This window comes from Motilimonas sp. 1_MG-2023 (assembly GCF_030547455.1).
Classification (GTDB): Bacteria; Pseudomonadota; Gammaproteobacteria; order Enterobacterales; family CBDFNC01; genus Motilimonas.
In genome coordinates this window covers 93,858-119,320 of the sequence record NZ_JAUOPX010000001.1, presented here as the reverse complement: position 1 = coordinate 119,320, position 25,463 = coordinate 93,858, and the positions used below count along the sequence as shown (strand labels likewise).

General features: G+C 44.5%; 22 protein-coding genes. 2 read left to right on the top strand and 20 right to left on the bottom strand.

What is annotated here, in order from left to right:
• Positions 1 to 12: 12 nt before the first annotated feature.
• From Q4519_RS00520 to Q4519_RS00430, 19 genes are all read right to left on the bottom strand, one after another.
• Complete coding sequence (locus Q4519_RS00520; RefSeq protein WP_232799954.1) at positions 13 to 1,059, bottom strand: rod shape-determining protein; 1,047 nt, start codon at positions 1,057 to 1,059, stop codon at positions 13 to 15.
• A 214-nt stretch (positions 1,060 to 1,273) separates the two neighbouring features.
• On the bottom strand, positions 1,274 to 5,926 hold the full coding sequence (locus Q4519_RS00515) for an H-type lectin domain-containing protein (RefSeq protein WP_303508371.1): 4,653 nt from the start codon (positions 5,924 to 5,926) through the stop codon (positions 1,274 to 1,276).
• A complete protein-coding gene (locus Q4519_RS00510; RefSeq protein WP_232799956.1) occupies positions 5,927 to 6,379 on the bottom strand; it encodes a PilX N-terminal domain-containing pilus assembly protein in 453 nt (150 codons plus the stop codon). It lies immediately after the preceding gene.
• Positions 6,351 to 7,187 (bottom strand): PilW family protein, encoded by an 837-nt coding sequence (locus Q4519_RS00505; RefSeq protein ID WP_303508367.1) that lies wholly within the window; start codon positions 7,185 to 7,187, stop codon positions 6,351 to 6,353. The genes Q4519_RS00510 and Q4519_RS00505 overlap by 29 nt, the downstream gene beginning before the upstream one ends.
• On the bottom strand, positions 7,187 to 7,834 hold the full coding sequence (locus tag Q4519_RS00500) for a prepilin-type N-terminal cleavage/methylation domain-containing protein (RefSeq protein ID WP_303508364.1): 648 nt from the start codon (positions 7,832 to 7,834) through the stop codon (positions 7,187 to 7,189). Before Q4519_RS00500 ends, Q4519_RS00505 begins: the two co-directional genes overlap by 1 nt.
• Complete coding sequence (locus Q4519_RS00495) at positions 7,824 to 8,375, bottom strand: type IV pilin protein (protein WP_303508362.1); 552 nt, start codon at positions 8,373 to 8,375, stop codon at positions 7,824 to 7,826. The genes Q4519_RS00500 and Q4519_RS00495 overlap by 11 nt, the downstream gene beginning before the upstream one ends.
• A gap of 11 nt (positions 8,376 to 8,386) precedes the next feature.
• Complete coding sequence (locus Q4519_RS00490; protein ID WP_303508359.1) at positions 8,387 to 8,845, bottom strand: prepilin-type N-terminal cleavage/methylation domain-containing protein; 459 nt, start codon at positions 8,843 to 8,845, stop codon at positions 8,387 to 8,389.
• Between the two features lie 28 nt (positions 8,846 to 8,873).
• Positions 8,874 to 9,491 carry a prepilin-type N-terminal cleavage/methylation domain-containing protein gene (locus Q4519_RS00485; protein WP_232799959.1) on the bottom strand — a complete coding sequence of 206 codons (618 nt, stop codon included), beginning with the start codon at positions 9,489 to 9,491 and terminating at the stop codon, positions 8,874 to 8,876.
• A 50-nt stretch (positions 9,492 to 9,541) separates the two neighbouring features.
• Positions 9,542 to 10,033 carry a hypothetical protein gene (locus Q4519_RS00480; RefSeq protein WP_232799960.1) on the bottom strand — a complete coding sequence of 164 codons (492 nt, stop codon included), beginning with the start codon at positions 10,031 to 10,033 and terminating at the stop codon, positions 9,542 to 9,544.
• 65 nt (positions 10,034 to 10,098) lie between these two features.
• Complete coding sequence (locus Q4519_RS00475; protein WP_232799961.1) at positions 10,099 to 11,316, bottom strand: type II secretion system F family protein; 1,218 nt, start codon at positions 11,314 to 11,316, stop codon at positions 10,099 to 10,101.
• A gap of 19 nt (positions 11,317 to 11,335) precedes the next feature.
• The gene (locus Q4519_RS00470; protein ID WP_232799962.1) at positions 11,336 to 13,066 is read right to left on the bottom strand and encodes a GspE/PulE family protein; all 1,731 of its coding nucleotides are present in this window, start codon (positions 13,064 to 13,066) and stop codon (positions 11,336 to 11,338) included.
• Between the two features lie 34 nt (positions 13,067 to 13,100).
• Positions 13,101 to 14,648, bottom strand: coding sequence for a lipopolysaccharide assembly protein LapB (locus Q4519_RS00465; RefSeq protein WP_303508349.1), 1,548 nt, complete (start codon positions 14,646 to 14,648; stop codon positions 13,101 to 13,103).
• A complete protein-coding gene (locus Q4519_RS00460) occupies positions 14,645 to 15,550 on the bottom strand; it encodes an ExeA family protein (protein ID WP_303508347.1) in 906 nt (301 codons plus the stop codon). Before Q4519_RS00460 ends, Q4519_RS00465 begins: the two co-directional genes overlap by 4 nt.
• Before the next feature lies 1 nt (position 15,551).
• Positions 15,552 to 17,237: a pilus (MSHA type) biogenesis protein MshL gene (gene mshL, locus Q4519_RS00455; RefSeq protein WP_303508344.1), complete on the bottom strand. Its 1,686-nt coding sequence runs from the start codon at positions 17,235 to 17,237 to the stop codon at positions 15,552 to 15,554.
• 30 nt (positions 17,238 to 17,267) lie between these two features.
• A complete protein-coding gene (locus Q4519_RS00450; RefSeq protein WP_232799966.1) occupies positions 17,268 to 17,588 on the bottom strand; it encodes an MSHA biogenesis protein MshK in 321 nt (106 codons plus the stop codon).
• The gene (locus Q4519_RS00445) at positions 17,581 to 18,240 is read right to left on the bottom strand and encodes an MSHA biogenesis protein MshJ (protein WP_303508341.1); all 660 of its coding nucleotides are present in this window, start codon (positions 18,238 to 18,240) and stop codon (positions 17,581 to 17,583) included. Before Q4519_RS00445 ends, Q4519_RS00450 begins: the two co-directional genes overlap by 8 nt.
• Positions 18,237 to 18,839: a PilN domain-containing protein gene (locus Q4519_RS00440; RefSeq protein ID WP_303508339.1), complete on the bottom strand. Its 603-nt coding sequence runs from the start codon at positions 18,837 to 18,839 to the stop codon at positions 18,237 to 18,239. The genes Q4519_RS00445 and Q4519_RS00440 overlap by 4 nt, the downstream gene beginning before the upstream one ends.
• Complete coding sequence (locus tag Q4519_RS00435) at positions 18,836 to 19,741, bottom strand: hypothetical protein (protein ID WP_303508336.1); 906 nt, start codon at positions 19,739 to 19,741, stop codon at positions 18,836 to 18,838. Before Q4519_RS00435 ends, Q4519_RS00440 begins: the two co-directional genes overlap by 4 nt.
• Before the next feature lie 233 nt (positions 19,742 to 19,974).
• Positions 19,975 to 21,882 carry an EAL domain-containing protein gene (locus tag Q4519_RS00430; protein ID WP_232799970.1) on the bottom strand — a complete coding sequence of 636 codons (1,908 nt, stop codon included), beginning with the start codon at positions 21,880 to 21,882 and terminating at the stop codon, positions 19,975 to 19,977.
• An 859-nt stretch (positions 21,883 to 22,741) separates the two neighbouring features.
• Here Q4519_RS00430 and Q4519_RS00425 point away from each other — a divergent pair.
• Both Q4519_RS00425 and Q4519_RS00420 read left to right on the top strand, forming a co-directional pair.
• Entirely contained in the window at positions 22,742 to 22,930 is a 189-nt protein-coding gene (locus tag Q4519_RS00425; RefSeq protein ID WP_303508333.1) for a hypothetical protein, read from the top strand.
• Positions 22,931 to 22,997: 67 nt separating this feature from the next.
• Entirely contained in the window at positions 22,998 to 23,315 is a 318-nt protein-coding gene (locus Q4519_RS00420; protein WP_303508330.1) for a hypothetical protein, read from the top strand.
• On the opposite strand, the gene Q4519_RS00415 is transcribed toward Q4519_RS00420, so the two are convergent.
• Entirely contained in the window at positions 23,312 to 25,378 is a 2,067-nt protein-coding gene (locus tag Q4519_RS00415) for a S9 family peptidase (RefSeq protein WP_336623431.1), read from the bottom strand. The genes Q4519_RS00420 and Q4519_RS00415 overlap by 4 nt on opposite strands.
• Between the last annotated feature and the right edge of the window lie 85 nt (positions 25,379 to 25,463).

Here is a 25,463-nt window from a genome sequence, read left to right as displayed (position 1 = left end):
CAGCTTTATAGTTTATTCGTAATTGAATAAATCGCCACCGTGCATATCAATCATTTCAAGAGCTTTACCACCACCACGCGCCACACAAGTTAGCGGATCGTCTGCTACCACTACAGGAATACCGGTTTCTTCCATTAATAAACGGTCAAGATCTTGCAATAAAGCGCCACCGCCAGTTAGCACCATACCACGTTCAGAAATATCCGACGCTAATTCAGGCGGAGATTGCTCTAAAGCCACCATGACAGCACTGACAATACCCGTCAATGGCTCTTGCAGTGCCTCTAAAATCTCATTACTGTTCAGCGTAAAACTTCTTGGTACACCTTCTGCTAGGTTACGACCGCGCACTTCAATTTCTTTTACTTCATCACCCGGATAAGCGCTACCAATAGAGTGTTTAATACGCTCTGCCGTTGCTTCACCAATTAAGCTGCCATAGTTACGACGGACGTAGTTAATGATAGCGTCATCAAATTTGTCACCACCAATACGCACAGATGAAGAATAAACCACGCCGTTTAACGAGATAATGGCCACTTCTGTGGTGCCACCACCAATATCAACAACCATCGAGCCTGTTGCTTCAGAAACCGGTAACCCCGCACCAATCGCAGCCGCCATTGGCTCATCGATTAAGTACACTTCGCGCGCACCAGCCCCTTGAGCTGATTCACGAATAGCACGGCGCTCTACTTGCGTTGAACCACAAGGTACACATACCAGTACACGAGGGCTAGGGCGCAGAAAGTTATTATTATGAACTTGCTTGATGAAGTGTTGCAGCATTTTTTCGGTCACATAAAAGTCGGCAATAACCCCGTCTTTCATCGGACGAATCGCTTTAATATTACCCGGTGTACGACCTAACATTTGCTTGGCATCACTACCCACAGCAGCAACACTCTTAGGACCACTGCCATTTCTTTCTTGACGAATAGCAACAACGGAAGGCTCGTTCAGTACGATGCCCTGATCTTTGACATAAATTAATGTATTAGCCGTTCCCAAATCGATAGACAAATCGTTGGAGAAAAGGCCTCTAAGTTTCTTAAACATGGAGATCCTGCAAAAAAATGGCGGAATTGCGCTAACTTTACCAACCCATTAATTATTCAGCAAGCGCCGTATCGTCTATCTTTGGTGATAGTGTGAGTAATTACCCATTAAGTTGATTTTGAATTAATAAAACCCCTATTAAGGCCGTGTAAAAGATAGAAAATATGACTTTTTAATGCTTTTTGTTAATTATTCTTCATAAAGCTTCAAAAGGTTAATTATTCACTTCTAAGCGATAAATAATGCGATCGTTCCCACGATACAAACCAAAGGTCACTTCACCCCTTGCACAATCATTAGATCGCGCAGAGGTAACACCACTGATCATCTCGTCAGAACAGCTATTGCTATTCCCAATGCCACAGCTATTGGTTATTTCACCTGAGCCACTCCAATCGAATCTCAGCCAGCACAAAGAATTGCCAGACGCAGGGTTAAGATCTATGGCATAAGAGAATTGTCCACGCGCCAACGGCGCGCCAAATAACATATTCATCTCGCCATTGACTCCTTGGGCATTTAGCATCTTTATTGCGCTGCTTTTGCTAGCGATGGGGATCGGTGTTTCATTGCCGCCCTGATTTAATGAACCATCATCATTACTATCAACCGCCCAATTGAACTCAGCCACCGGAATGGAAGCGGCTGGCTGATAAGTTAACGCTGTACAACTGTCTAGGGTATTGGGCTCAAATTGACTGCCGTTGTACCGTTCAAGCACCAAAGGCACCCGTAAATCTGCCAATTCACTGCCATGGCGCGACTGGGCCGCAAGACGGCCATAATAAATACTACCTAAATTGCCTAATTCGCACACGCCTGCTGCGCCGCCATTATTGCAAAGGGTATTAGCATCTTGTTGCAGCTGCTCACCGTCTTTACCCATCACCGCCAGCTGCAACGCCGCCTGCGAATAAGACGCGTCATTAACAAAAGGCCCATCAACAGCATGAGGATTAAGCTTAGCCAAACCAATCGGCTCGGCTGATAATCTAAACTGACCTAATTGCCAGTCAAAAGGATGCGGATTAATCATTAAACGCGAGCTTGAATCAGGCTGAACAAGCTCTCCTAAATTATTAGCGACAGCCCAATCCCAATGTTGATTGGTATCACTAGCAGTCGGGTAACCTTTAGCGGTGTCATAATTACTAACCACATTCGGGCTCACACCTTGGTTATAAGCCTTCAAGGTAAGGGTAAGCGCGATGGCTTGCTGATCAAGGTAGCTAAATCCGCCAGCTTGGCAGGCAGGCAGCGCCAGCACACTGTCAGCCAGTAAAAAAGCAGGATAAAAGCGGCCTATTTGTTGCGTAGCCGTGGTAATGGGGGTTGCTGATTGTGCTAAAGAGTCATTTAAATATGCTTTTGCATCTACCTGCAATGACAAATTACCCACTTCACTCCATGCCAAGTGCTGAATACGCGCCGAGCCTAGCTCTGCAGGCGCCATGGCATAACGTTCAGTGCTAATGTTTCGTCCTCTGAGTGTTACTTCGCCAAGCAATGGCGAGGTCGGGAAAATAACGTCATGGGAGATCTGTAAGTCATGATAAAAGCTGCGTGCAATTGGCTGAGTAGCACAATGATTATTTGGATCATCACTGCAATCAATTAACGCATCCACTTTCAGTTCAAAAGTGTCATAACTACGTTGCGTGGTAAAATCGATTCCGTCTGGTGGCAAAGCCGCGCGAATAAAGCCATCATCCGTTGCTACACCATTGGCCACGCTGGTTTCACCGCTACCATCACGTAAATAACCAATAACCGAGTCAGTTTTAACCCTAAGCTGCCTTGGGCTAAAGGTGAACAGCTGACCGCCTTGAATAATTTCATCATCAACGCCTATGGTCGGCGCGCCCAATCCCACATCATCTCGAGCCGACAGTAATATTCGCCCAGCATCAGGATAATTGACCGTAATAGGTGCACTCACTCCTGCATTGAAGTTAATCGTCTGTTCGATGGCACTAGCGGCACTCTTGGCGATCGCAACTTGGTTAACTTCAACCTCTGTTCCGGCCACTTGTACGGGAGCGTCATAACTAGACCAAAACTTAACCTGTTGATCGTCGGTGTATTCCGCGATAACACCGCAGCTACCAGTATTAGGATCTTTGCCAATTGCCGTTAAGGTGACTTGAAACGGCTTATTACTGTAATGATATTGACCCGCACCAGGCCCAGACGTGTCAACAGGCTTAATTTGATAGCCATAAGGCCTAAAATCAACATTCGCACTGGCTAGGGTGCCGTTACCGATATTCTCAGCGGTGACTGTAACGCTGCCGCCTTGTTGATGGAAAAGACTTAATTCCACCTCGCCACTATCACCCGTGACAAACTGATAACTGGCTAAACCGTTATCTAAGGTCGGATTGGGTAACAAAGTACCCGCCCCACTGACCAACTGCCAGCGACCTAAACCACTGCTGGTGCTTAACTGCACTAGGCCGTTATAAAGGGTATTTAAACGACCATCCTTGAGGGCTCGCACCTTAATACTATGAGCATCACAGGTCAGCGCATCCACTTCGGTAATAACCTCCAAGGTCTCATTAACAACTGGCGTCGTATTGGTAATCGCAAAATAGGAAAAATTCTCTTGGAAATGAGTTCGCTCAAAATCACGGAATTGATCTTCATCTACCGTAATACCAAATTGATTGCGGCTAATATCGCAACGACGCGCCCAGCCGCCATCCCCACCATTGCGAGTGCGTTTATTGCTGACAAACAACGGAGGCGTAATATAATCTTGCTTAAAGTCATTAAAGTTACGACACTGCTGAGTTAAGTTAAGGGTACTTGAACCGGAGCCATGGTTATCACCAAAACCAAATTCATAGCGGATCTCCTCTCCGCCTTGCATAAAGCTGCCCACCCCGGTACCAGCCAACCAATTAATATCTTCTGATTGTAAATTCGCAATACCATTACCCCCGGGGACACAAGTGCCAGCCCCGCCAGCATTGTAAACTTCCGACACCTCAAGGGCGACTTCAAATGACGTTAATGGATTGCTGCTAGGAACACGACCCGAAGCAGTTAGCCAGCAATTATTATTAAAACTGTGGCGCTGCAATAACACCGATGGCGCTTCACTGAAATTAGCACTGCTTAAATCCAAGGGTTGCCAATTACCCCCACGCTGACCACGCTGTGAAGCATTAGTGGACACAGTGCCAGCATAAATTTTATTGCCGTCAGGCAAGGTTGTTGCACCAGGCAGTACTGCCACAAAGTCAATTTTATTCATTGCCCGCACCACACCACCAAAATTATTAGGGGGTGCAATTTGTGTGACAGTGAACCCTGTTGCGGAAATATTTGTCACTTGCAGTGAAGATGGTGCATCAGCATCAGGATCGCTTGGATCTAAATTTGGCATCGCAAAAACCAACGGCACAGCGCTAAATGGCGTATCAAATGATACCGCCCCTAACGCCACTTGCCCATACTGAATTTCTTGCTGAACTGCTGGTGACGCATTGCGACACATACCATTAAAGTCGGTGTTAGCAATCGCATCAGGGCGATAGTTCACCGTGCCGTTATTACTTATTTGGCCAGCAGCGGCAATGGCACCGTTAACTACCGCGCCCGGTGCAATACTGATGGTCCCTTCCGCAAATATAAAACCATTTACCGTGGTACCGGCACCAATCTCAACATTAGCCTTAGTCGCTATTAATAGATTTTCTGTCAAGTTGCTATTGTTTAAAACGATGGTGCCATTGGAGGCAAAAGTGGAGAAGTTACTATTAAACAACATCCGCGTAGTCGCACTGTTATTCGCTAGTTGATAACTATCGTTTACAAATTGAACAAAGCCATCAATGTAGAAATAATCTCGAGCGGCCAACGTTTCATCAGCAGCCCCCGTTAAGCGCTGAAATTGACCGTCTGAACCATTATTTGGAGGTATATATAACAGATCTGAACTGGTGGCATTAACGGCGCCATTAAACACATCTTCACATAAAGGTAAGGTAGAAATTCGGCTAGTAAAATCGATGACAATGTCATCCCAAGAAATATCAAATCCATTAAGCACATTGATACGCAACACATATTGGCCGGAAGCAAAATCTAAACTACTTAATACTGGATTGGTTGCCACCACATCACCATTACCAGAGATATAACCAATTTGGTGAGAAGTGCCATTTGACTCAATCAACAGCAGTTCTGCTTGCGTATTATCAGGGTTACGTAAATTGTATAAGGTGATACTGGTGAAGTTAGACACTGTGGTTAATGCAAAGCTAACATCCAATGGATTAGCTGAGCCAGCATTAGGAAATAAGGAGTTACCGGTATAGCCATCGTTATTATTGGTCGAGCCAATATGCTGACGCTGAATTAACGCAACGTCATCTGACAACGCCCCGACAAGCTCAATATTGCGGTAAGACAGCTCATCCCAATCGTTACAATTCCTACTGAATTCGCGACCTTGACCCTGCAAACATTGGCCCCAAGCAAACAGCTGATAATCTCCCGGCGCTAAGGTTAAGCCAGAAATATTAAATGTGTGATTGCCTAAGTTAGCAATACCTCGATACAGCTGGTTACCCGATGCATCCCATATCACCAATACCGCCGGCTCAATGGTTGCACTGGCATTTAATAACTTCACTTGGGAAATAGGCGAGACAGCAGTTATTTTAAAGTGAATGGGGTAATGGGCCTGATAAGTAGGTGAAATACCGCCATTGCTCTGCGACACCGCCACATTAGGGGCGATAGCATCGTTGCCATCACCAACTGTCATGCCGCCATAAAGGGTAGTATCGGCCCAGACCTGAGACTGCATCAGCAAAAAAGAAAAATAAACCAAGCATCTGAGCCACCACCGCATCTAAATCTCCTTCGCTTGCGCTTGGATTTTACGCCGAGTGACAAACTCACCGGCATCACATTCGGCCACGCTGTCAATTTGATATAGCTTACGCGAGCTATCTGCTAATGTTTGGCACTCATAAGTCACTACACAACCATGAAAAGCAGTTTGGCTGGATAAATCCAGTGAAGTAATAACGGGAGGATCATCAGGATCCGCACAAAAGCTGCCCACCCCGCCGCCTAACGGAAATAAACGAATAAAAGCTTGCTCTATCCCAGCGTTAGCCGCTAAATAGGCACGGGTGCCATACACTTCATAGCCAATACCTTGTTGTGAATCTTGCAACATGCGGGTTAAGGCGGCGGCTAATAACGACATCACCACAATAATAAACACCGCGATCACTATCGCGCTGCCTTGCTGGCGTGATGCTTGCGCACTAAGGTACATTTTGGATATGAATAGCATGATGAAACACCAAAGACTCTGCGCCATTGTCGCGGCTAAAATTCAAAAACAACTTAACCACACTATTACGGCTTAAGGTGGCCTCGGTAACAGCAAACGGCGGCTGATAATCCGCAGCAGTAGCCGGTAATAACCTTATGCCCTGCGCCATTAAACTGGAGTTGATGATTTGCTCGGGCGGCGTTTCACTGGCCCAGCGCATTTCTTCACGCTGTAAATCACCATTACTGAGCACACAATAACGCACTGGACGCGACACAATATAAATGCGCTGTGAAGGTGACGGTAAAGGCCATAGTGACGCCGCAGCAAGTGCTAACTCATCTACATCACTGCCCGATGCAGCGAGAGTATAACCTGTCACGGGCAATACCGTGCTTGAGCTAGCGCTGTAGATATCATCACTACTTAAGGCATAAACAGCAGCCTTGTGCTCAGCACTAAAAGAATATTGGTCAAATGCAAACACCTTGGCCACCGCCGCTGGCGCATCAGGGCTGACAGGCAGCTCAAGATAACTGCTGCTGGCCACGACCGGAACAAAACGTAAGCAGTTGCCACTATTGCTAATTTGCTGACTGTTAGGCAAAGAGCCTCGGATCTCTCGGTTTAATCGCTCCATAGCAAATCGAGCGCTATTAAGGATTTTCTCTCGCTCTGCGACATCGCGATACAGCTCAGTGCCAAAGCCAAGGTAATTAGTGACCGCAATACCCAGGGCGGCAAGAATGATCATAACAATCACCAACTCAACCAAGGTAAAACCACGCTGAGTGCCATAAAGGGCTCGTTGCCATTGACTCCTCATTAGTAATTCCCCCGATAAGCACTAAATAACTGTTCGTTGCCACTGGGGGACAAAATGGTTAAATCAATCCGCTTTGCTGTATCGGGCCCCCCACCAAAGCTGGGAGCGAGCACTACGTCGATTTTCAGCTGGAAGTTTTGGTATACGCCATTGAGTGGTTGACCTAAGGTATCGCCAAAACTGACCGCATCAACATAAGGGGTAATGTAATCATCCACGTCATTAAAGGTGTTTTCACCGCCGCCCCGCACTTCACCAGCTTCAGGCCCCAAACTTGTTGAACATAATACGATTTGTGCATTTGGATCTGCGTCCCACGCCACCCAACCTTGATTCGCTTGATCAAACCAGCTGCTACCACTGACATTGGCATCACCTTGCCACCAAATTTCACCGCAACGATATAAGCCACCGTTATGATCTGAATACTGGTCATACGAGCGCGACACGATTTCATTTAAAATACTTTGCCCTAACTCCGCCGCGCGCATTTGATGCAAGGGATCGATACTGTCTCTCGATTGCGTTACCAACAGAGTAGTAATAATTGTGAAAGCCACCGCCATCACCACAATGCCAACCACCAGCTCGACCAAGGTAAAGCCCAGTTGAGTGATTGATCGAATTAATGCTGGCTTAGGGCACATGAATATACCCCTGCTGTTCAATGCGAATGCTTAAGTGATTACCTGAGTTAATGCTGATATCACAAGGAAAACTATTGCCACAACCCACCTGCTCAATGCCGTGATAATCGAATAGGTAATTGGCTGGGCTAATAGTCACCTTGCTAGAAAAACCCACCAAATCGTAAGGATCGCCTTGATGCTCAGGAGCACTAGCATCACATGAAATACTTGCAGCAGGGGCTGTACAACTCGCACCGCTACGCACCGTTTCGAGGGAATAAATACAGCGCCCCGCAGCAGACACTTGCACCACGGTCCAGTAACAGGCATTAACCGCCGCGTTAGGACTGGGATCGGCATTCATATTTTGTAATTGGGAAATACGTAAACGAGAGACAAGTTGGTCGCGCACGGTATAATCTTCAAAACTGCCAGAGGACAGCAGTTTAGGTAAAGCAAAGGCCGCCAAAGCGCCAATTAAAATAATCACAATCACCAGCTCTACCAAAGTAAAGCCAGTGGTTTTAGAGGTTAAAATAAATCGCCCTTGGCTGGCCATGGCATGGCTAATTAGCAGCCAGTCTCATTAACAATAATAGTAGGCCTAGCGATACTAGTACCTTCAGTATAAGACGCATTACAAGTCGATACACCACCACTTGGGTAAATCAGAGTAGGATCTGCACCTGAAATAGTCCAATCTCCAGAGCTTAGCTCGATCACTTTCGCAATATTTGAAGCTTCCGCTTCTGGGTAACCAAAAATTGCATCTACAGTCACACCATTACCTATACTAACGGATACTGCAGTTGCTGACTTCTCTAACCCAGCAATCGCTGCTTTGCTATAGGTTAATGTTGAAGCCCCCTCTAGAGCAGCCTTTACTCCCTGTAGAGACGAAATTCTAGCATCCGACTGCAAATCAATAAACTTAGGTGCAGCGGTTGCTGCCAAAATACCTAATACAATAATCACAATCACTAATTCAATCAGTGTAAAACCAGACTGCTTGGTTAAGTTCTTTTTCATAGTAACCCCTTATTTCAAAAATATGTTCTTAATTAATGTTGGCCGCTACCTGACCCGTTGCCGGTTTATAGGTAAAGTTCTTAAATTTTCCGGTATCCGAGCCGGGATCCGTATATAGGCCATCCGAGCCTTTATCCAAGCTATTTACTAAATAGAATAAACAGCTGGTATCCGTACCACCATTGGTTGTAGTGACATAGAATTTGTAAAAATCACCTTGCCCGCTAACATCGCTAAAGCTACTGGCGATACGTGGCGGGTTTTGTAAAATAGAATTCCAAATCGATTCACATTTAGCCGGTGTGAGTGAAGCAGGTGTCACATCTTCATTTTGATTGGTCATCGGATAACCTGGTGAAACCGTACCTGCGGTAACTTCGGCATTGGTCGGCGTGGTTAAATAGAGTTTAGTACCATCATAAATAACGACATTCTTCGCAGCTTCTTTCGAACGACCGATGGCTTCCCACTGGGCACGCGTTAAAGACACGCCTGTAGCAAACCCACCAGCAACCCCTTCAACGCTGGCGTTTTTCGCTTCTTCAGTCACATCTAAAAAACGCGGTAAAGCAGTAACGGCTAAAATACCTAGCACAACCACCACAATCACCAACTCAATAAGGGAAAAACCCGAATGTTTAGTCATTTAAACCCCAAAGTTAGAAATAAAAACATTTTAGAACAAAAATAACGTTATTACAGTGTTTTATCTATTAACCTTTGCTTAATCAACCCTGTTTTAGCCCAATACTCAAAACCACTTTGCTCTGGTAAATAATACAAGCAGCCACTATCACGGCCATTAATATCACCTAATACTTTTACCTGTATCGGCTCGTTATTAATCAGCATATCTGTATCTAATAGCCCTTGCCATAATAATGCACAGTTTAAGCCATTTTTGTTAGCTGCGATTGATTCTGGCCAACCATGAGAGTTAACAAATACCGTTTTACTTCGCCAATTCAGTTGTTTGGGTTTACCCTCTCGGAGCCATTGCAAGTGAACTTCTGCACTCGTTTGCGCAAACAAATTAGCACTAAGGGCAAAACTGGTTTCATTAATAGCGCTTTGCTGTTGTTGAGAAAAGTATATAAAACAACTAACTAATAGCAGCATGATAGCAATCATCAACTCTTTAAAACCAAAGCCTCGTAATAATTGCTCTAAAACCTCTTTATTCTTCATGCCTCGCCCCTTAAAGGTTAACGATCCTATGAACCAAGCCCAAATATTAAGCAACTCGACAGATCTTACCCTCCTTTAAATGCGCGCATCATGTCCCACATAGGAGTAAAGATACCGAGAGCTAGAATTAAAACCATCCCCGCAACTATCGCAATTAATATTGGCTCAATTTTGGCGGTTAGGCTTTTTAAGTCATAATCCACTTCACGCTCATAAAACTCTGCAGCTTCTTGTAACAGCTCATCCACTTGGCCTGTTTCTTCACCAACAGCAATCATTTGCAGCACCAATGGCGTAAACAACCCACTGGCGTTTGAGGTGCGCAGCAGACTTTCACCGCGCTCGATACCTGCCCGCATGCCCAGCACCTGCTGTTCCATATAAGCATTATCGGTTGCCTTCGCCACATAACTGAGCGCGGAATTTAGGGGGACGCCAGCTGTCAGCATCATCGAGAAGCTACGTGCGTAACGTGCCAATAGGGTTCGGTTAATAATGTCGCCAACAATCGGCAAACGTAGCTTATAGCGGTCCCACACTAAGCGTCCTTTAGTAGTGTTATACCAAGCTTTAATGGCAAAATACGTGGCGATAATCGCCATTAGCATATAAGGCCAATAGTTAACGAAAAATGCCGATGTCCCCATTAAGACTCGCGTAGACCAAGGCAGCTCCACACCAAATTTACCGAACATACCGGCAAAAGTCGGGATCACAAAAATATTCAAAATAACCATGGCTGCAGCCAGTGCCATCAGCACAAAACTGGGATAACGCATTGCCGCTTTAACGCGTTTTTGCGTTTCTTGTTCCAATTCCATGTATTGCGATAATTGTAAAAAAGCCTTATCTAATTGGCCTGTGTTTTCGCCCACATTGACAATAGAGAGAAACAACGAGTTAAACACCTTGGGATGGGCTTGCATGGCCACCGACATCGGCCGACCATTACGCATTTGTTCAGACACATCCTGCAACGTGCGCCGCAACAGTTTACTGTGGGTAGAGTCCGCCAAACCATTAATAGCACGAATAATCGGGATGCCTGCCTTGGTTAGCGAGTACATTTGCCGGGTAAAAATCACCATTTGATCCATCGGGATCGAACGCTCTAGCCATAAGCTTAAATCAAAGTCTGACTCTGCTTTTGCCGCCTTTATGGTTAGCGGCATCACACCACGACGCAATAAAATATCGGCAGCGGTGGTTTCATCGTTGGCTTCAAGTCGCCCAGTGATCGGGCTGCCTTGGGCATCACGTCCTTTATATTCAAAAGTGGCCATGGCTATTTACCCATTTTCATCATTCACCGTCCTGCCAGAGATCCACTTGCTCCACTAAACGCAGCACCTCATCTAACGACGTAATACCTTGAATAGCATAATCTAATGCCGAAAAAGCCAAGGGACGATAATGCGCACTTTGTTTAGCGGCTTGAGAAAACGCTTCCGGATCATCACGCCTTAATGCTTCCATCATCGGCTCATCTAGTTCGAGCATTTCGAACACCCCTAAACGCCCTTTGTAACCCGTGTAGTTACAGTTCTGGCAACCTGTTCCTTGGTATAACTGCACTTCTGCTAGCGACTGCTGGGAAAGGTTTTCTAACCAAACCCGCTCACGGGTTTCTGTGTCATGAGGCTTTTTACAGTTGAGGCACAATTTTCTAATCAATCGCTGCGCGACAATGGCGCGCAGAGAGCTTGCCACCAAATAGCCCGGTGCTCCCATATCAATTAAACGTAGCGCACTGGTAATGGCATCATTGGTATGTAAAGTAGATAACACTAAGTGACCGGTTAATGCGCCCCGCAACCCTATTTCCACCGTTTCATGGTCGCGCATCTCCCCCACCAACAGAATGTCAGGATCTTGTCGTAAGGTAGTGCGCAACACGTTGGAAAAGTCTAAACCAATCTTAGAGTTAACTTGAACTTGGTTGATCCGTGGTAAACGATATTCCACTGGATCTTCGACCGTGATGATCTTTTTACCCGGCTCATTAAGCTCAGACAAAGCGCCATATAAAGTCGTCGTTTTACCGCTCCCCGTTGGCCCGGTAACTAAAATCATGCCATGAGGACGTTGTAATTGACGACGAAAACGAGGTAATAATTCAGCCGGCATCCCGGTTTCCTCTAGGGATAAGATACCTGCACTTTGATCCAGTAAACGCATCACCACCGATTCACCAAACTGCACTGGCATGGTGGATACCCGCACATCGATGCTGTGGCCGCGAATCGACATATTAAAGCGGCCATCTTGCGGTAAACGCTTTTCGGAGATATCCATGCCCGCCATCAGTTTTAGCCGCAGCACTAACGCACTAACAATACTGACTTCATTTAATACGCTTTCTTGTAGCACGCCGTCTACCCGCTGACGAATACGCAACAACTTTTCTTCAGGCTCAATATGCACATCCGACGCGCCAACTTGTACCGCATCTTCAAACAAAGACTGCAGCAGTTTAACCACGGTGGCTTCAGAGCCATCTCCGTCTAACCCTGACAAACCAATATCGAGTTCAAGCTTATCTTCGCCATGCTCTTCTTGCAGTTTTTCGGCAAAGGAGGCAATCTCTTTGGTGCGGCGATATAAACGGTCGAATGATTCTATTAATTGCGATTCACGAGCAACAGCTAGCTTGACATCACGGTTAGCAAGTAAGCCCATAATCGTGTCTAGGGCGCGTAAATCTGCTGGGTCAGACATTGCTACCGTGACACTTTTACCATCATCATGTACCACTAAAGCACGTAAACGGCGCGCATGCACTTCAGGTAATAAAGCCACCACCTGACTGTCGATTCGCAGTTGGTTTATATCAATCAGCGGAATCCCCAGTTGGCGCGATAAAAACTCCAACATATCGTCTTCGCTGATAGAGCCGAGGCTTTGTAAGGTTGCGCCTAATTTACGGCCACTTTTACGTTGCTCAGCTAAAGCTTGCATCAGTTGCTCTTCGGTAATGATGCCATCTTCAACTAATAAATCACCTAAACGCTTTTTTAACTTGGGTTGTGCCATATTTGATGCAACTCCTTGACTCGACTATGCCCGATTACTGTAAAAACTCGATACGAGTTCGCACATAATCCATGGAGGCCAAAGATAGCCCACCGATTAACTCTGCCTGCTGATAACTGCGTAAGGCGTCTGTAGAATAGCCTAGTTTTTCCTGGCTGATACCCAAACCAAGCCACCATTTAGCTTGTTTTGGCTGCTGCTTTGCTAAAGCAAGATACGCCGTCAACGCTTTTTCATCTTGATTTAATTGCTGCGCTAATGCCGCCTTGGTGGCATAAAAATCTTGATTACTTTTCACATCCGGCTTAATTCCATCTAATGCCTGAAAAGCTTGCTGGCGCTGTTGTGACGCTAAATAGATTCGTGCTTGCATCAGGCGAAAGTCTGCATTATTTGGCGATATTTTCACGCCCTGATTAAGCAATGCCATGGCTTTTTCACTATTACCACGGCCATAGATAATAGACACAAGATCTTTGCGCACCTGTTGATTTGCAGGGGCGATAGCCAGCGCTTTTTCCAGCCTGACTTGCGCTCCAGCCAAATCACCTTTACTTTTTGCAGTGCTTGCTTGTTTTCGGTACAGCGAAATTAATTCTTCATCGCTGAGCTGAGATTGAGTGATAGTTAATGAGCTGGGTCCCGCCGGAGTAGGTTTGACCATTTCTTTAGCAATCGACCTCTCCATAGGCTCCGCAGCCGCCTTATCCGGTTGCGGTTTCACCACTGGTGCGACATTGATAATTTCTATCGCTTGGTTTTCTGTTGCTTTCGCAGCGAGCTCATTATTATTCGATGGGACAAGCGCTGGCGATACGACTGGCTGTTGCTCCTTAGTCACTGCAAGTTCACTGGAAGGTGTAGTTTGCCCAGCAAGCATTGGCTTTGCGGCAGAAGAAGGAGCTGGTGTTATAAAAACTGTTTCTACTGGAAAGGTTTCCACCTGACTTGTCTCGGGCAGACTTGCCTCGGTTTGAGCAGTCTCGGACTCATTAGATATAACTTGAACTTTCTCTTCTAACGAATCAACAAGCGCTTGTTGCTGCTCACTTTGTACCGCTATGGCCGGCTTATTCTTACCACTAGGCTCTGCACTCACCAAAGCATCTTCAGAGAGCGCTAATTCAGATAAAAATACCACTTGGGTATCAAGCACCTTGATTCTGGCATCATTACTTTTGACCGAAATGGCTTGGACAAGCGGTTTTGTTTCACTGTTTTCAACCGAGGCAAGTTTTTCAACATCTGCGCGGGACTCATTACCCACTCTTTGATCGTCGTTTTTTGCTGTCGCAGCCACTGTTGGTTGCAGAGGTTGCGAAACGGGCGATGCGACAACTGCTACTTCATGCTGAACTAACGCCGCCTCAGTAGCCTGAGAAGTTACACGAGGCGAGGAAAACCAGGCAAACGCGGCGGTAATGGTAAGACCAAATAACACCACAAGCCCCAGCCCTTTTAGTGTGCTGTGACGACTAAACCAAGGGGCTGACGTTAACACTGGACTCACGTTATTATGCTCAGAATGCTCGCCACTCTGACGCTTGGCCAAGTCCCGTTTCATTTGGTTTATCACGCTCATACCGCGCCCCTCAGCCAACTAAAAATCACATAACATTCAAAGAGCACTAGAGGGATCAAGAAATACAGCCACTTTGGCCAAACGGGATAGTGACTGACATTATCCGTGTCTGCGATGGCACTTTGTACGCTAGCTATCGAGATCAAGGGATCACCTTTACCATAACTAACAATCAAGGCTTTATGACATAATATATTGAGCAGACGGGGAATACCGCGACTAGCCCGCCAGATTAACTTAACCGTTTTAGCATTAAAAAGCGGCTCGCCTTGATAACCAGACATCTTCAAACGGTGTTGGATATACAATTTAGCTTCAGCGAAGGTTAATGGCCGCAGCTGATAACTGAATACCACGCGCTGTTGTAACTGTCTTAACTTACTTTGCCTAAGACGCATATCCAGCTCAGGCTGACCAAACAGCACGACTTGAATAAGCTTATCTTTTTCCGTTTCTATATTGGTAAATAAACGAATCGCTTCTAGCGTTTCATCAGGCAGGGCTTGAGCTTCATCAATAAACACCACCAACTTTTTCCCCTGCTCATTCAATCTCATTAAACTACGCTCAATGGCTTGAGTTAAGCTTGCTTGATTAACTTCGCTGTCTATTTTGATTTTTAAGCATGTGGCAATGGCGTGACGGATTTCATGAGCACTGACATAAGGGTTTGGCAAAAACAAACCGACATACTGTGGTGCTAGCTGATTCATCATCTTACGACATAATAAGGTTTTACCTGTGCCAACTTCACCTATTACCTTGATGATGCCTTCACCACCATCTAATGCCGCGACAAGAACCTCTAACGCCTCGGCGTGCGGCGTCAGCTCATAAAAATAATGAGTATCAGGGGTTAGCGTAAAAGGCAGCGCTGCTAAGCCGTAATGCTCCAAATACATATTATTCTACTGGGTACCATTTCTCTAACAAGGTAGAAGAGCGCTCTAACTCTTGCTGCCAAGTGCCATCCACCACAACCGTTGGCTTCAGTAAGATCACCAGCTCGGTTTTAAACGTTTGTTTGCTGCGATTAGTAAATAACTCTCCAACCCAAGGAATATCACCTAATAGTGGTGTTTTTGAAACCAAATCTTTGGTTAAGGTTTTCATTAAACCGCCAATCACGATGACGTCATTTGATTGCGCTTTAACGATGGTATCCGATTCTCGCACTTCGCTTTTTGCCACAGGAATAACCAAGCCATCCTCTGAACCAATGGTGGCATCACCAGCACTGGTGGAACGAAAGCTAATTTTCTTTTGTTGCTCTTCAATATCGATAATCGATGGATGCACATGCAGTAACACCCCACCTTGTTCGTCAATTTGTGGCGTGACGTCCAATGAGATCCCAGAAAAAAACGGGGTTAACTCAACATTTGGTGTCGAGGTAGTCGCATTACCTGTCACTGTCGTGGTTGAAACATCCGTAACAAAGTACTCATCATTACCGACTTTAATAACGGCTTTTTGATTATTAATCGCGGTGATTCGTGGTTTAGACAACACATTCACATCGCCTTGGGTATCAAGCAAAGACACCACCGCACTAAAATCCCCGTTGCTAATAGTAAGAGCACCACCACCGCCAATGGTATTTCGAATCACGTTTTCAGCCACCTTAGAAACACTATCAAAGGCGAGATCCGTCGTGTTAGCATTGTTGGCAAAATCCCAAGTGATACCTTGTTGATAATTATCATCAAGCACAACTTCAATAATTTGCGTTTCTAAAATCACTTGACGATGCAAACGGCTTTCCGCTTTTTTAATAAAGTCCCCCACCATTTTAAGCTCATCAGGGTAAGCTCTTACGGTGACTAAGCCAGCCATCGGGTTTGTTACCACTTTTCGCCCTTCGCCACCACCAATTAAGCCAACTAAAGCCTCTTCCAAAGATTGCCAATAAGTGGTGTTCGTTCGAGTAATAATTTGTGTGCCATTGGTATTACCACTATTAGAACCACTTGAACTATTGGAGCCACCTAAGCTATCCGTTGAGCTGCTACCTGAGTCAAAATTATTTGAATCGTTATTACTGTTTTGATCCGCTAAGTGCCCAGTCGCAACAGTTGTCTTTGTCGCGCCGTCTCGATCCATCAGCAAATAGTTCATGGAAAAGGTTTCAACCCGCATCCCCGATGGGTAGATATGGTAAATGCGCCCTTTGCGCTGAATATCATAGCCGTACATATCTTTTGTTACCGATAGCACTTCATCCAAGGTCACATCTTTTAGATTCAAAGAGATATAACCTTCCACACCGGGGTGGATTGCCATACTAAAGGGGGTATCCTGCACTAATGAGCCAAAAAACTGGTTAGCTTCCACGTTATTAGCCGCCACCTGAAAGCGTTTTTCATACACCCGCTGTTGGCTAGCATTAAGGTCGGTTTCCGGAAGTAGCTCATTTAATACCGTATCGGGGATCGCTATCGGTTGCGGCGCTTTAGCTGCCACTTGTTGTTGCTGATTATTGTCAATGGATTGGTTAATGGCTTCCTTTTGATCTTTCGCGTCTAAAGTTGCGGTTGTTTTACAACCGGCTAAGGCCAATATACAGATCATTAATACGGCATTTTTCATTCTTCTTTCCCTGCAATAGCGCATCGTTTGCTATTTGATAAAGTCAGCATTGAACAGTGATAACTTGATGGTTTTACCATTACGCTTTAATAAGACGTGACTGGCTTGAATACTCAAGACCCGGTAGCCTGATACCATTTCACCAACCCGATAAGCCTGATTGTTAATGACCGCAGACTGATGATCTTGTTGATATAAAATACTTTGTAATTGAGGTAACACTTGCTCTGTTTGCAATGACGGCGCGACGACCAACTCCCCTTGCTTGGGCGCCGTTGGATCGACTAAATCTTCACCCCAAGCAAAACCTGACAAGCTAGCGATAAAGAACAAATATTTACCATTAACCACGTATAAAATCCTTATTGGTACTTAAGGTATAAATTTTCAATACAACTTGTGCATTGGGGTGCTGCTCCACTTGGTAATGAATGGATTGCCAATAGAACTTATCCGGCAACTGCTCCAATGCCGCTAAAAAATCTTTAATCGCAAAAAAGCTACCATTGAAAGTTAAGGTTAAGCCATGGCGAAACAAATTGATTTCTTGATTAAATTCACCATCCATAGGCAACAAAGGAACAGGGGCGATGGATTCAGCTCTCTCTAACGTTAACTTTTGGCTGTTACTTAATAATTGCTCTAACAACTGCGCCATTTTTTGCGCAGAAATAAGATCTAATGTGCCCGCTGCGAGCTGCTTATCCAATTCCGTCACTGCTTGCTTTAATATCTGCAGCTCTTTTTTTGCTGGGCCATCAGGATCTCGCGCTAACAAGATGTTGGCAATGTCAACTTCACCACGTAGCAGATCTATTTGTTGCTGATTTTGCTGATGCAGTTTTTCATTAGACAAACTAGATTGATAAATAGGAGCTAGCCAATAGGTGTAACAAGGGAAAACTAAAATAATAATCCCTGCGCTAAACATCATCAGCCGCTCGCGCATCGACAAGCTAATGACTTTCTCTTTTACTTGCGTCCATTGCGCCCCTAAACTCATGGTGACACCTCAGATTTTTTCGCCGCAGCAACTAACTCAAAAACCATCTCTTGTTGCTCATTGCGAACAACTTTTAACTCAGCGAACTCTTGTCCAGCTAAGGTTTGTGTACCCTTAAAACGACCAATCCAACGCGGCACCGCACTATTGCTGTAACTGATCCCCCCTAAGCTTATTTGTCCGTCTGCCACTTTAATTTCAGTAACACGAATATCGGGATCGTTAACTCGCGCCAAATCAGTTAACACACCTGCAAAACCAGCATTTTTAAAGGTTTCATTGCGCCCCACTGCGGCCAATAATTTTTGCTTAACACTGAGCTCAGCTTGCTGCTGTTGTAATAATTTTTGCAGTCTAGGTGATGACTTATGCTGCGCTAGCTTAGCTTGTAAAGCACTTAACTGAGTTTGCTGCAGGGTGAGATCCGCAGTGCTTTGCCGTGCTAGCACTTGCATCTCTTGTTGACGATAGTTTAGCCATGTAGAGCTCAATAAGATGAGGAGTAAAATAAGCGCCCAGACTGACACCATTTGCGGCAAGGATAACCATACTCGTTGTGGTACAAATTCTTGTGTATAAAGATTAATCCTGGTCTTCATTCCGCCACCTCAACTGAGGTTAAATTCAGCTTTTCGACAAAAGGCAACGCCGCCATCGCAGGTAGCGCATCGCTTTGTTCAGGCGTATCAGGCATCTGTATCGCTATTACTTTTCGGCCTAAGGCTTCACCAATTTGTTCAGCAATTTCATTGGCATGGGGACTAGGCAAGGATAGTTTAATACGACTGACATCAGCTATTTTTAACTGCGCCACGACATAATCCAGCGAACGCTGTATTTCAAGACCTAAACCTTCCAGTAAAAAGGTATCCATCTGTTTGGTTTGTTGACAGAGGGACTGGAATCCCCGCAAATGCCGAGAAAAATATAACGCATTATCACGCACCACAGAAACCAGTACATCGTCGGCGCTATGTTGATAGATTAGCATTTGTGTTTCTGCTTTCGAGGTTAACAGATTCGCCAACGCCAACTCTACAATACCGATATGCTCTAAAGTCAGCCCCGCCATTGCAACGCTTTTTACTACTCGCTTGATCACCGACTTCTGGCTATAAATCACATTTAAGCGTTCAGCCATCATCGGCACTGAGGGCACTTGATAGTAGTCCAACACTAACTCATGGACAGGCTCAGATACTAATTCTTTTATGGCAAAGGGCAGTGACTGGTTTAATTCGTCATCAGCGACATTAGGGCGTTCAATTTGCAGTTGTTGATAGAAATGCTGAGATAGCACTGCATAAACTCGGCCTTTTTTGAGCTGATGTTTCGAGACTATTTCAGACAATGCTTGAGGCCAAAGCTCAGAAGAAGTGACAGGCTGGGTATGAAGCTGCTGCAAGCCTGACTTATTTATCACTACCACGGCGACCATATCAGGTCGAAAATATATCCCGATAGAATGACTTGTTTTAGTTTGCCACAGCTTTGTAAACATTTATAACTAACTACCTGTAATAAAGGTTATCTATATGCTAGATGAAAGCCCAATTAATGAAATTAAAAAGTCATTGATATACTTAAAAAATGTGATATCAATTCCATTCAGGCTAATCCTTTAACCTAGGGATAATTATCTTGTGACACACAAGGTGGCGTATTTAATGGCAACGGGTCTTATCTAAACAGCTAAAAAACGATGGCCTACCAAAAGATACTGAACTGTCTATACTAAATCACTTGCTTAGGTGGTGCAAAATAGTAACCCTGCCCAGCATTAACGCCAATACGTTTTAAAAAATCCCATTCTGCAGCATTTTCCACTCCAACAGCAATCACTTCAACCTGACTGTCAGCGCAACCACCAATAAGACTCCTGATGGCGACCTGATTCATCGGACGAATATGGATATCTCGCACTAAACTTGGGTGTAACTTGAGAATATCTATGTCACAGTCCTTGATGTATTGCATGCTGATCACATCCTGCCCTGCATGATCGACCGCCAGTCGGCAACCCAGCCCTTTTAATGCACGTAGAGACGGCATTAAACGCGCTTGGTGCTTGGCAATATCCTCTTCGGGCAATTCGATGATTAGCTTATTTAAAAGCTGCTTCGGCAGTTGCATTAATTCATAACGTAACCACTGCTGAAAACTTGCTTCCGCCACAGTATTAGCACATAGGTTCAAACTCAAAGGTGAGCTAAGTTCACCACGCTGGCGCAATAAACCTAAGGTTTTTTCAGTCATCGCTCGGTCTATCTCGATGGTCATGCCAACTTTAGCCGCCATGGGTAAAAACTCACCCGCATTGACAATTTTACCTTTTTCATCACGCAACCTAGCCATCACTTCATGGCCTGATTCTCGACCATCCACAGCGCTATAAATAGGTTGTAAAAACAATAACATGCTGCGATTATCTAAAGTGTTTCGCAAAATAGAGCGCCAGCGAATACTGCCTTTAGCCATATCGGGAGCCGCTTGCGAGGGTTCAAACATATACCAACCACTGGCACCTTCTAACCGCGCCGCTCGAACGGCTTTATCAACGTCGTCCATCACTAAGGTTGATTTATTACCAATGAAATAGTTACTCACCCCTACATAATAAAAATCATTCGCTTCAATGATGCTGGGCAAATGAACTTTATTAAGCATTTTACAGAGCTGATTGGCAATATCTTGTGTTTCTTTCAAAGAGACCTGGGGAAACAATAAGGCAAATTGCGCCCCCGCATAACGGGCATAAAATGCACCATTAAAGCGTAAGCCAAATGTCTTTATCACGCCGGCCACTTCTATTAAGATATCATCACCTTGCAGCGCGCCTATGGTGTGGTTAATTTCCCCCAAGCCCGCTAACTCAACCAACATCACCGCCCCTGCCGCGAAACTATCATCACGCAGCGCGGCATCTAAACGGTTTTCAAACGCTAAACGATTGGCTAAGCCCGTTTTATCATCAACAAAAGCATTGGCACGAATATAAGTATCAAAGCGACTGCGCTCTTGCTTGGCATCATTTAGCTGCACTAATAAACTATCAATCACTTTAGCAGCACTACTTGGCCACTCTTCTAAATCTCGATGCGCATTTTTTTTGACTTGACCGAGAGCAATGAGACGCGCTCTTTTTTCCAATTTTTCTGCGCCAGAAAACTGCTGTTTAAGCCAACGAATACATACGATTATAGCGATAAATACAGTAATAAAAGCGATTAACAAACCTAAATAAGATTTATAACCATAATCTAATAAACGAAATGGCTGCTGCACCCAAATGGCAACATAGAAGCGTGGATGCGCTTGCAGGTAATACTTATAAAACACGAATTCATCTTGCGACAACTTACTCACACTTTTAAATCGATAAACAATACCATCATCATTAGCGACCTCGACCTTAGAAATACCGTGGGCACGGAGTAGATTAGGTAACCAAGAGGCAAATTCAGGACTACCTTGACGCGATGCCAGCTGCTTGTCTATCACTTCAATCACTGCACCAATTTGGATTTCTTGCTGCTTATAAACCAGTTGTCGGAAACTAAAGGCTCCTCCAACTACAACACTGGCAGCTGAAGCGATAATGCACAAACAAATAAAGATGATATATCGATTGGTAAACTTCATACATCCCTGAATATCGCGCCCATCAAAGCGCGTTAATTAGCTATTTTTCCCACAGCTAATGTAACATGCAGCAGAGTTCGGACTATTCAGTTTTATATAAAAATGCGACACCGTAAGTCATTTCATTTATCCACAACGACGTAACACAATAATTTGATGGTTGACGATGAAAAAATCCGTAACGCAGACAAAGAAAAAGGGGCGATGCTGTCACATCACCCCCTTGTCTAATGGGTCACAGCATATCATCCGTGATAAAAACCCGCTCCATGCAATTCCTTGACCCTTACCCTTATCCCTAAGGTAATTGGTGTTAATTATTCCAAGTATCCAATCAAAAGCAGTATTTCACCACAAGCCATTAGACCCTCTATTCGCATTAACCATTCCGATAGCGCGAAACCCGAAATATCATTATAACGACTTAACTATACACCGGAACAAACATCAAAAAATATAACAAATGCAATTAAACCACCCCCCTTAACTTACATCTCACTTACATTTACGAAGGATCCTACTGATACTAAAGAGTTACCCGTTAAAATATGTAAAGAATCAATAACAAAGGAGCTTTACCTACAAGAAAAATAGCCAATATCTCACAAGCAAAACAAGCAATATCTTCACCCTAGGTTATTAATTAATGACTTCATTGCTCAACTATAAAAACTGCTTAACCAGTTGCATTTATTATTTTGCTCACACAATGCACATGTTATTTCGAGAGTTTATAGCACTAGTTCGCTAACTATCAGCACCAACCTTAGTCAGCTCGTTTTAACATCAAACGTCATTAAGCTGTCATCTCAGCGGCTCATAATCTTACCGCCTAAAGATATTTATCACAGAGGAAACTATGAGATATCAACAGAATTCGAAATCATTAGAAGGCCAAAGACCACCATTAAACGCAATGCTTACCGGCCACTGTCACGCCAATATAATTTCTAATTTAGAGCCTAATGAGCGGGCCGCTAATTACTTTGATATTCACGCACATCAATTGCTCGATCCCATGGAAGTCATCATCTACTCAGACCATTAAGTGCACTTTCATCTTCAGTAAAAAATCGTTACTCTGATTAACTTGAATGATTAAGTTAAGGGTTTGCATGAAGTTTACTGTGTTAGATATTGCCATGTTGGAATTCAAACTGAGTAATCAAGCTTTACGCCAGCAACTACTGCAAGATTACTTATGCCATGCAAGCGGTGATTTAGAAGCTCTTGCGAGCGCTTATCAAAGCCAAAATAGTGCTGATATAAAGCAGCAATTAACTATCCTGCAAGGCACGGCTAGCTTAGTTTGCGCGAAACCATTAGAGCGCGCCCTCAGCGCATTCAAACAGCAACAAAATACACAAACTTGGTCTGATGTTGAGTCATTACAAGTTCGTCTCAACGAAGAAATTAGCGCTTACTTAGCTTAGGGCTGTTGCTCAGCCAACCAAAGCAAAAAAGCATATTCCCTAGCGGTATCATAGTATTGCTTAAAGCGCCCCGACTTCCCGCCATGTCCCGCGTCTAAATCCGTATGCAGCAGTAGCAAGGTATCGCCTTGTTTATACTCTCTAAGTTTAGCCACCCACTTAGCAGGCTCCCAGTATTGCACTTGTGAGTCATGTAAACCTGTCACTACCAATAAATGTGGATAAACTTGAGCCTTTACTTGATCATATGGGCTATAAGATTTAATACGCTGATAATCCTGATACAAGTTTGGATTTCCCCACTCCTCATACTCCCCCGTCGTTAAAGGTAGGGACTCATCAAGCATTGTTGTCAGCACATCGACAAACGGCACTTGTGCAACCACACCATGGTAAAGCGTCGGGGCTAGATTAATCACTCCTCCCATCAGTAAACCACCCGCACTGCCACCCATAGCGTAAACTCGCTTTGGATCACCGAACCCTTGTTTAATTAACGCCTCAGTTACATCAATAAAGTCATAAAAACTATTATGCTTGTTGCCTAGCTTGCCGGATTCATACCATTGCCTGCCAAGCTCTTCACCACCACGCACATGGGCAATGGCATACACAAATCCACGGTCGAGTAGTGACAACAGATCACTGCTAAACATAGCATCCTCTGATAAACCATAGGCGCCATAGCCATATACCAATAGCGGGTTGTTGCCATGACGCTTAAATAAATGTCGCTTATAAACAAGTGAAACGGGTACCTTTACACCATCACGCGCAACTGCCCAGACACGCTCACTTTGGTAGTCCTGTGCGTTAAAATCGCCCATCACTTGCTGCTGCTTTAAGGTTTTTTGCTGACCACTAGTCAAGTCAACCTCTAGGGTGCTGGCTGGCGTGGTTAGGCTTGAATAACAAAACCTTAATAAGGAAGTATTGGGCTCAGGGTTAATAGCTAACCAAGCGGTGTAGGTAGGATCATTAAATTCAATACACTGATACTGTTGATGCTGCCAATGGCGATAGCGTAATTTCACCAAGCCATTGCAACGCTCTTCAATCACAATAAAATCATTAAATAATTCATAACCTTGCAATAACACATCAGACTTGTGCTCAACAATGACCGGCCACTGAGTAAAAGGTAATGAGATTACATGGTTAGACTGTTCCGGGGCTGCTATTAACGCAAAATTTTTGCCCAAAGCATTGGTTTTAACAAAGAACTGTCCAGCGAAGTGCTCTAACTCATATTCAATATTTTTCTCACGAGCGTTAAATAATTGCGGTTGAGCATCAATGTTATTGGCATCTAAGTAAAGCGCTTCACTGGTTGTACTGGCATAAGCACCAATAACGATCATCTGCTCAGAGCGTGTTTTATGTAAGCTAATATAGAAGCTATCGTCAGCTTCTTCATAAACTAATTGGTCTAGTGAACTTGGCGCACCAAGCTGATGACGATAAACCTGATAGGGTACTAAAGTAACAGGGTGCTTTTTTACGTAATAAAAATATCGGCTGTCATTACCCCAAACCACCTCGCCTGAAGTATCATCAACGCAATGTTCAGCTATCTGGCCAGTGGCTAAATCCTTGATCTTTATCTGGTACAAGCGGCGTCCCAAACAATCTTCAGAAAAAGCTAGCAGCTGCTGGCTAAGGCTCACCTTTGCTTCTGCTAAATCATAGTATTCAAACCCTTCAGCCTGTTCATTTAAATCAAGTAAGCACTCTTCTGCCGCACTCAAATGCTGTTTATTTCGCACTAACATTGGAAATTCACAATCAGGCTCAAAGCGTTGTTGATACCAATAGCCATTTTTAAAATAGGGCACGCTTTGATCGCTAGGCTTTAGCCTCGCGGTCATTTCTTGGTAAAGGGTTTGCTGCAACGCTGCTGTGGGGGCGAGTTGATGTTCGCAATACTGATTCTCAGCAGTTAAGTATTCAAGTACTTCTGGATCACTGCGCTGCTCGTCACGTAGCCAATAAAAATCATCACGACGCAGATCTTGATGATGCTTAATAGAAAATGGCTTCTTCATTGCTTTAGGTGGCCGCACAGATTTAATCCTTCATTAGTAAAAAACCGACTAGGTTACCCGAGTCGGTTTTATGGCTGTAAAATGGTTGAACGTCAAAAAAGAA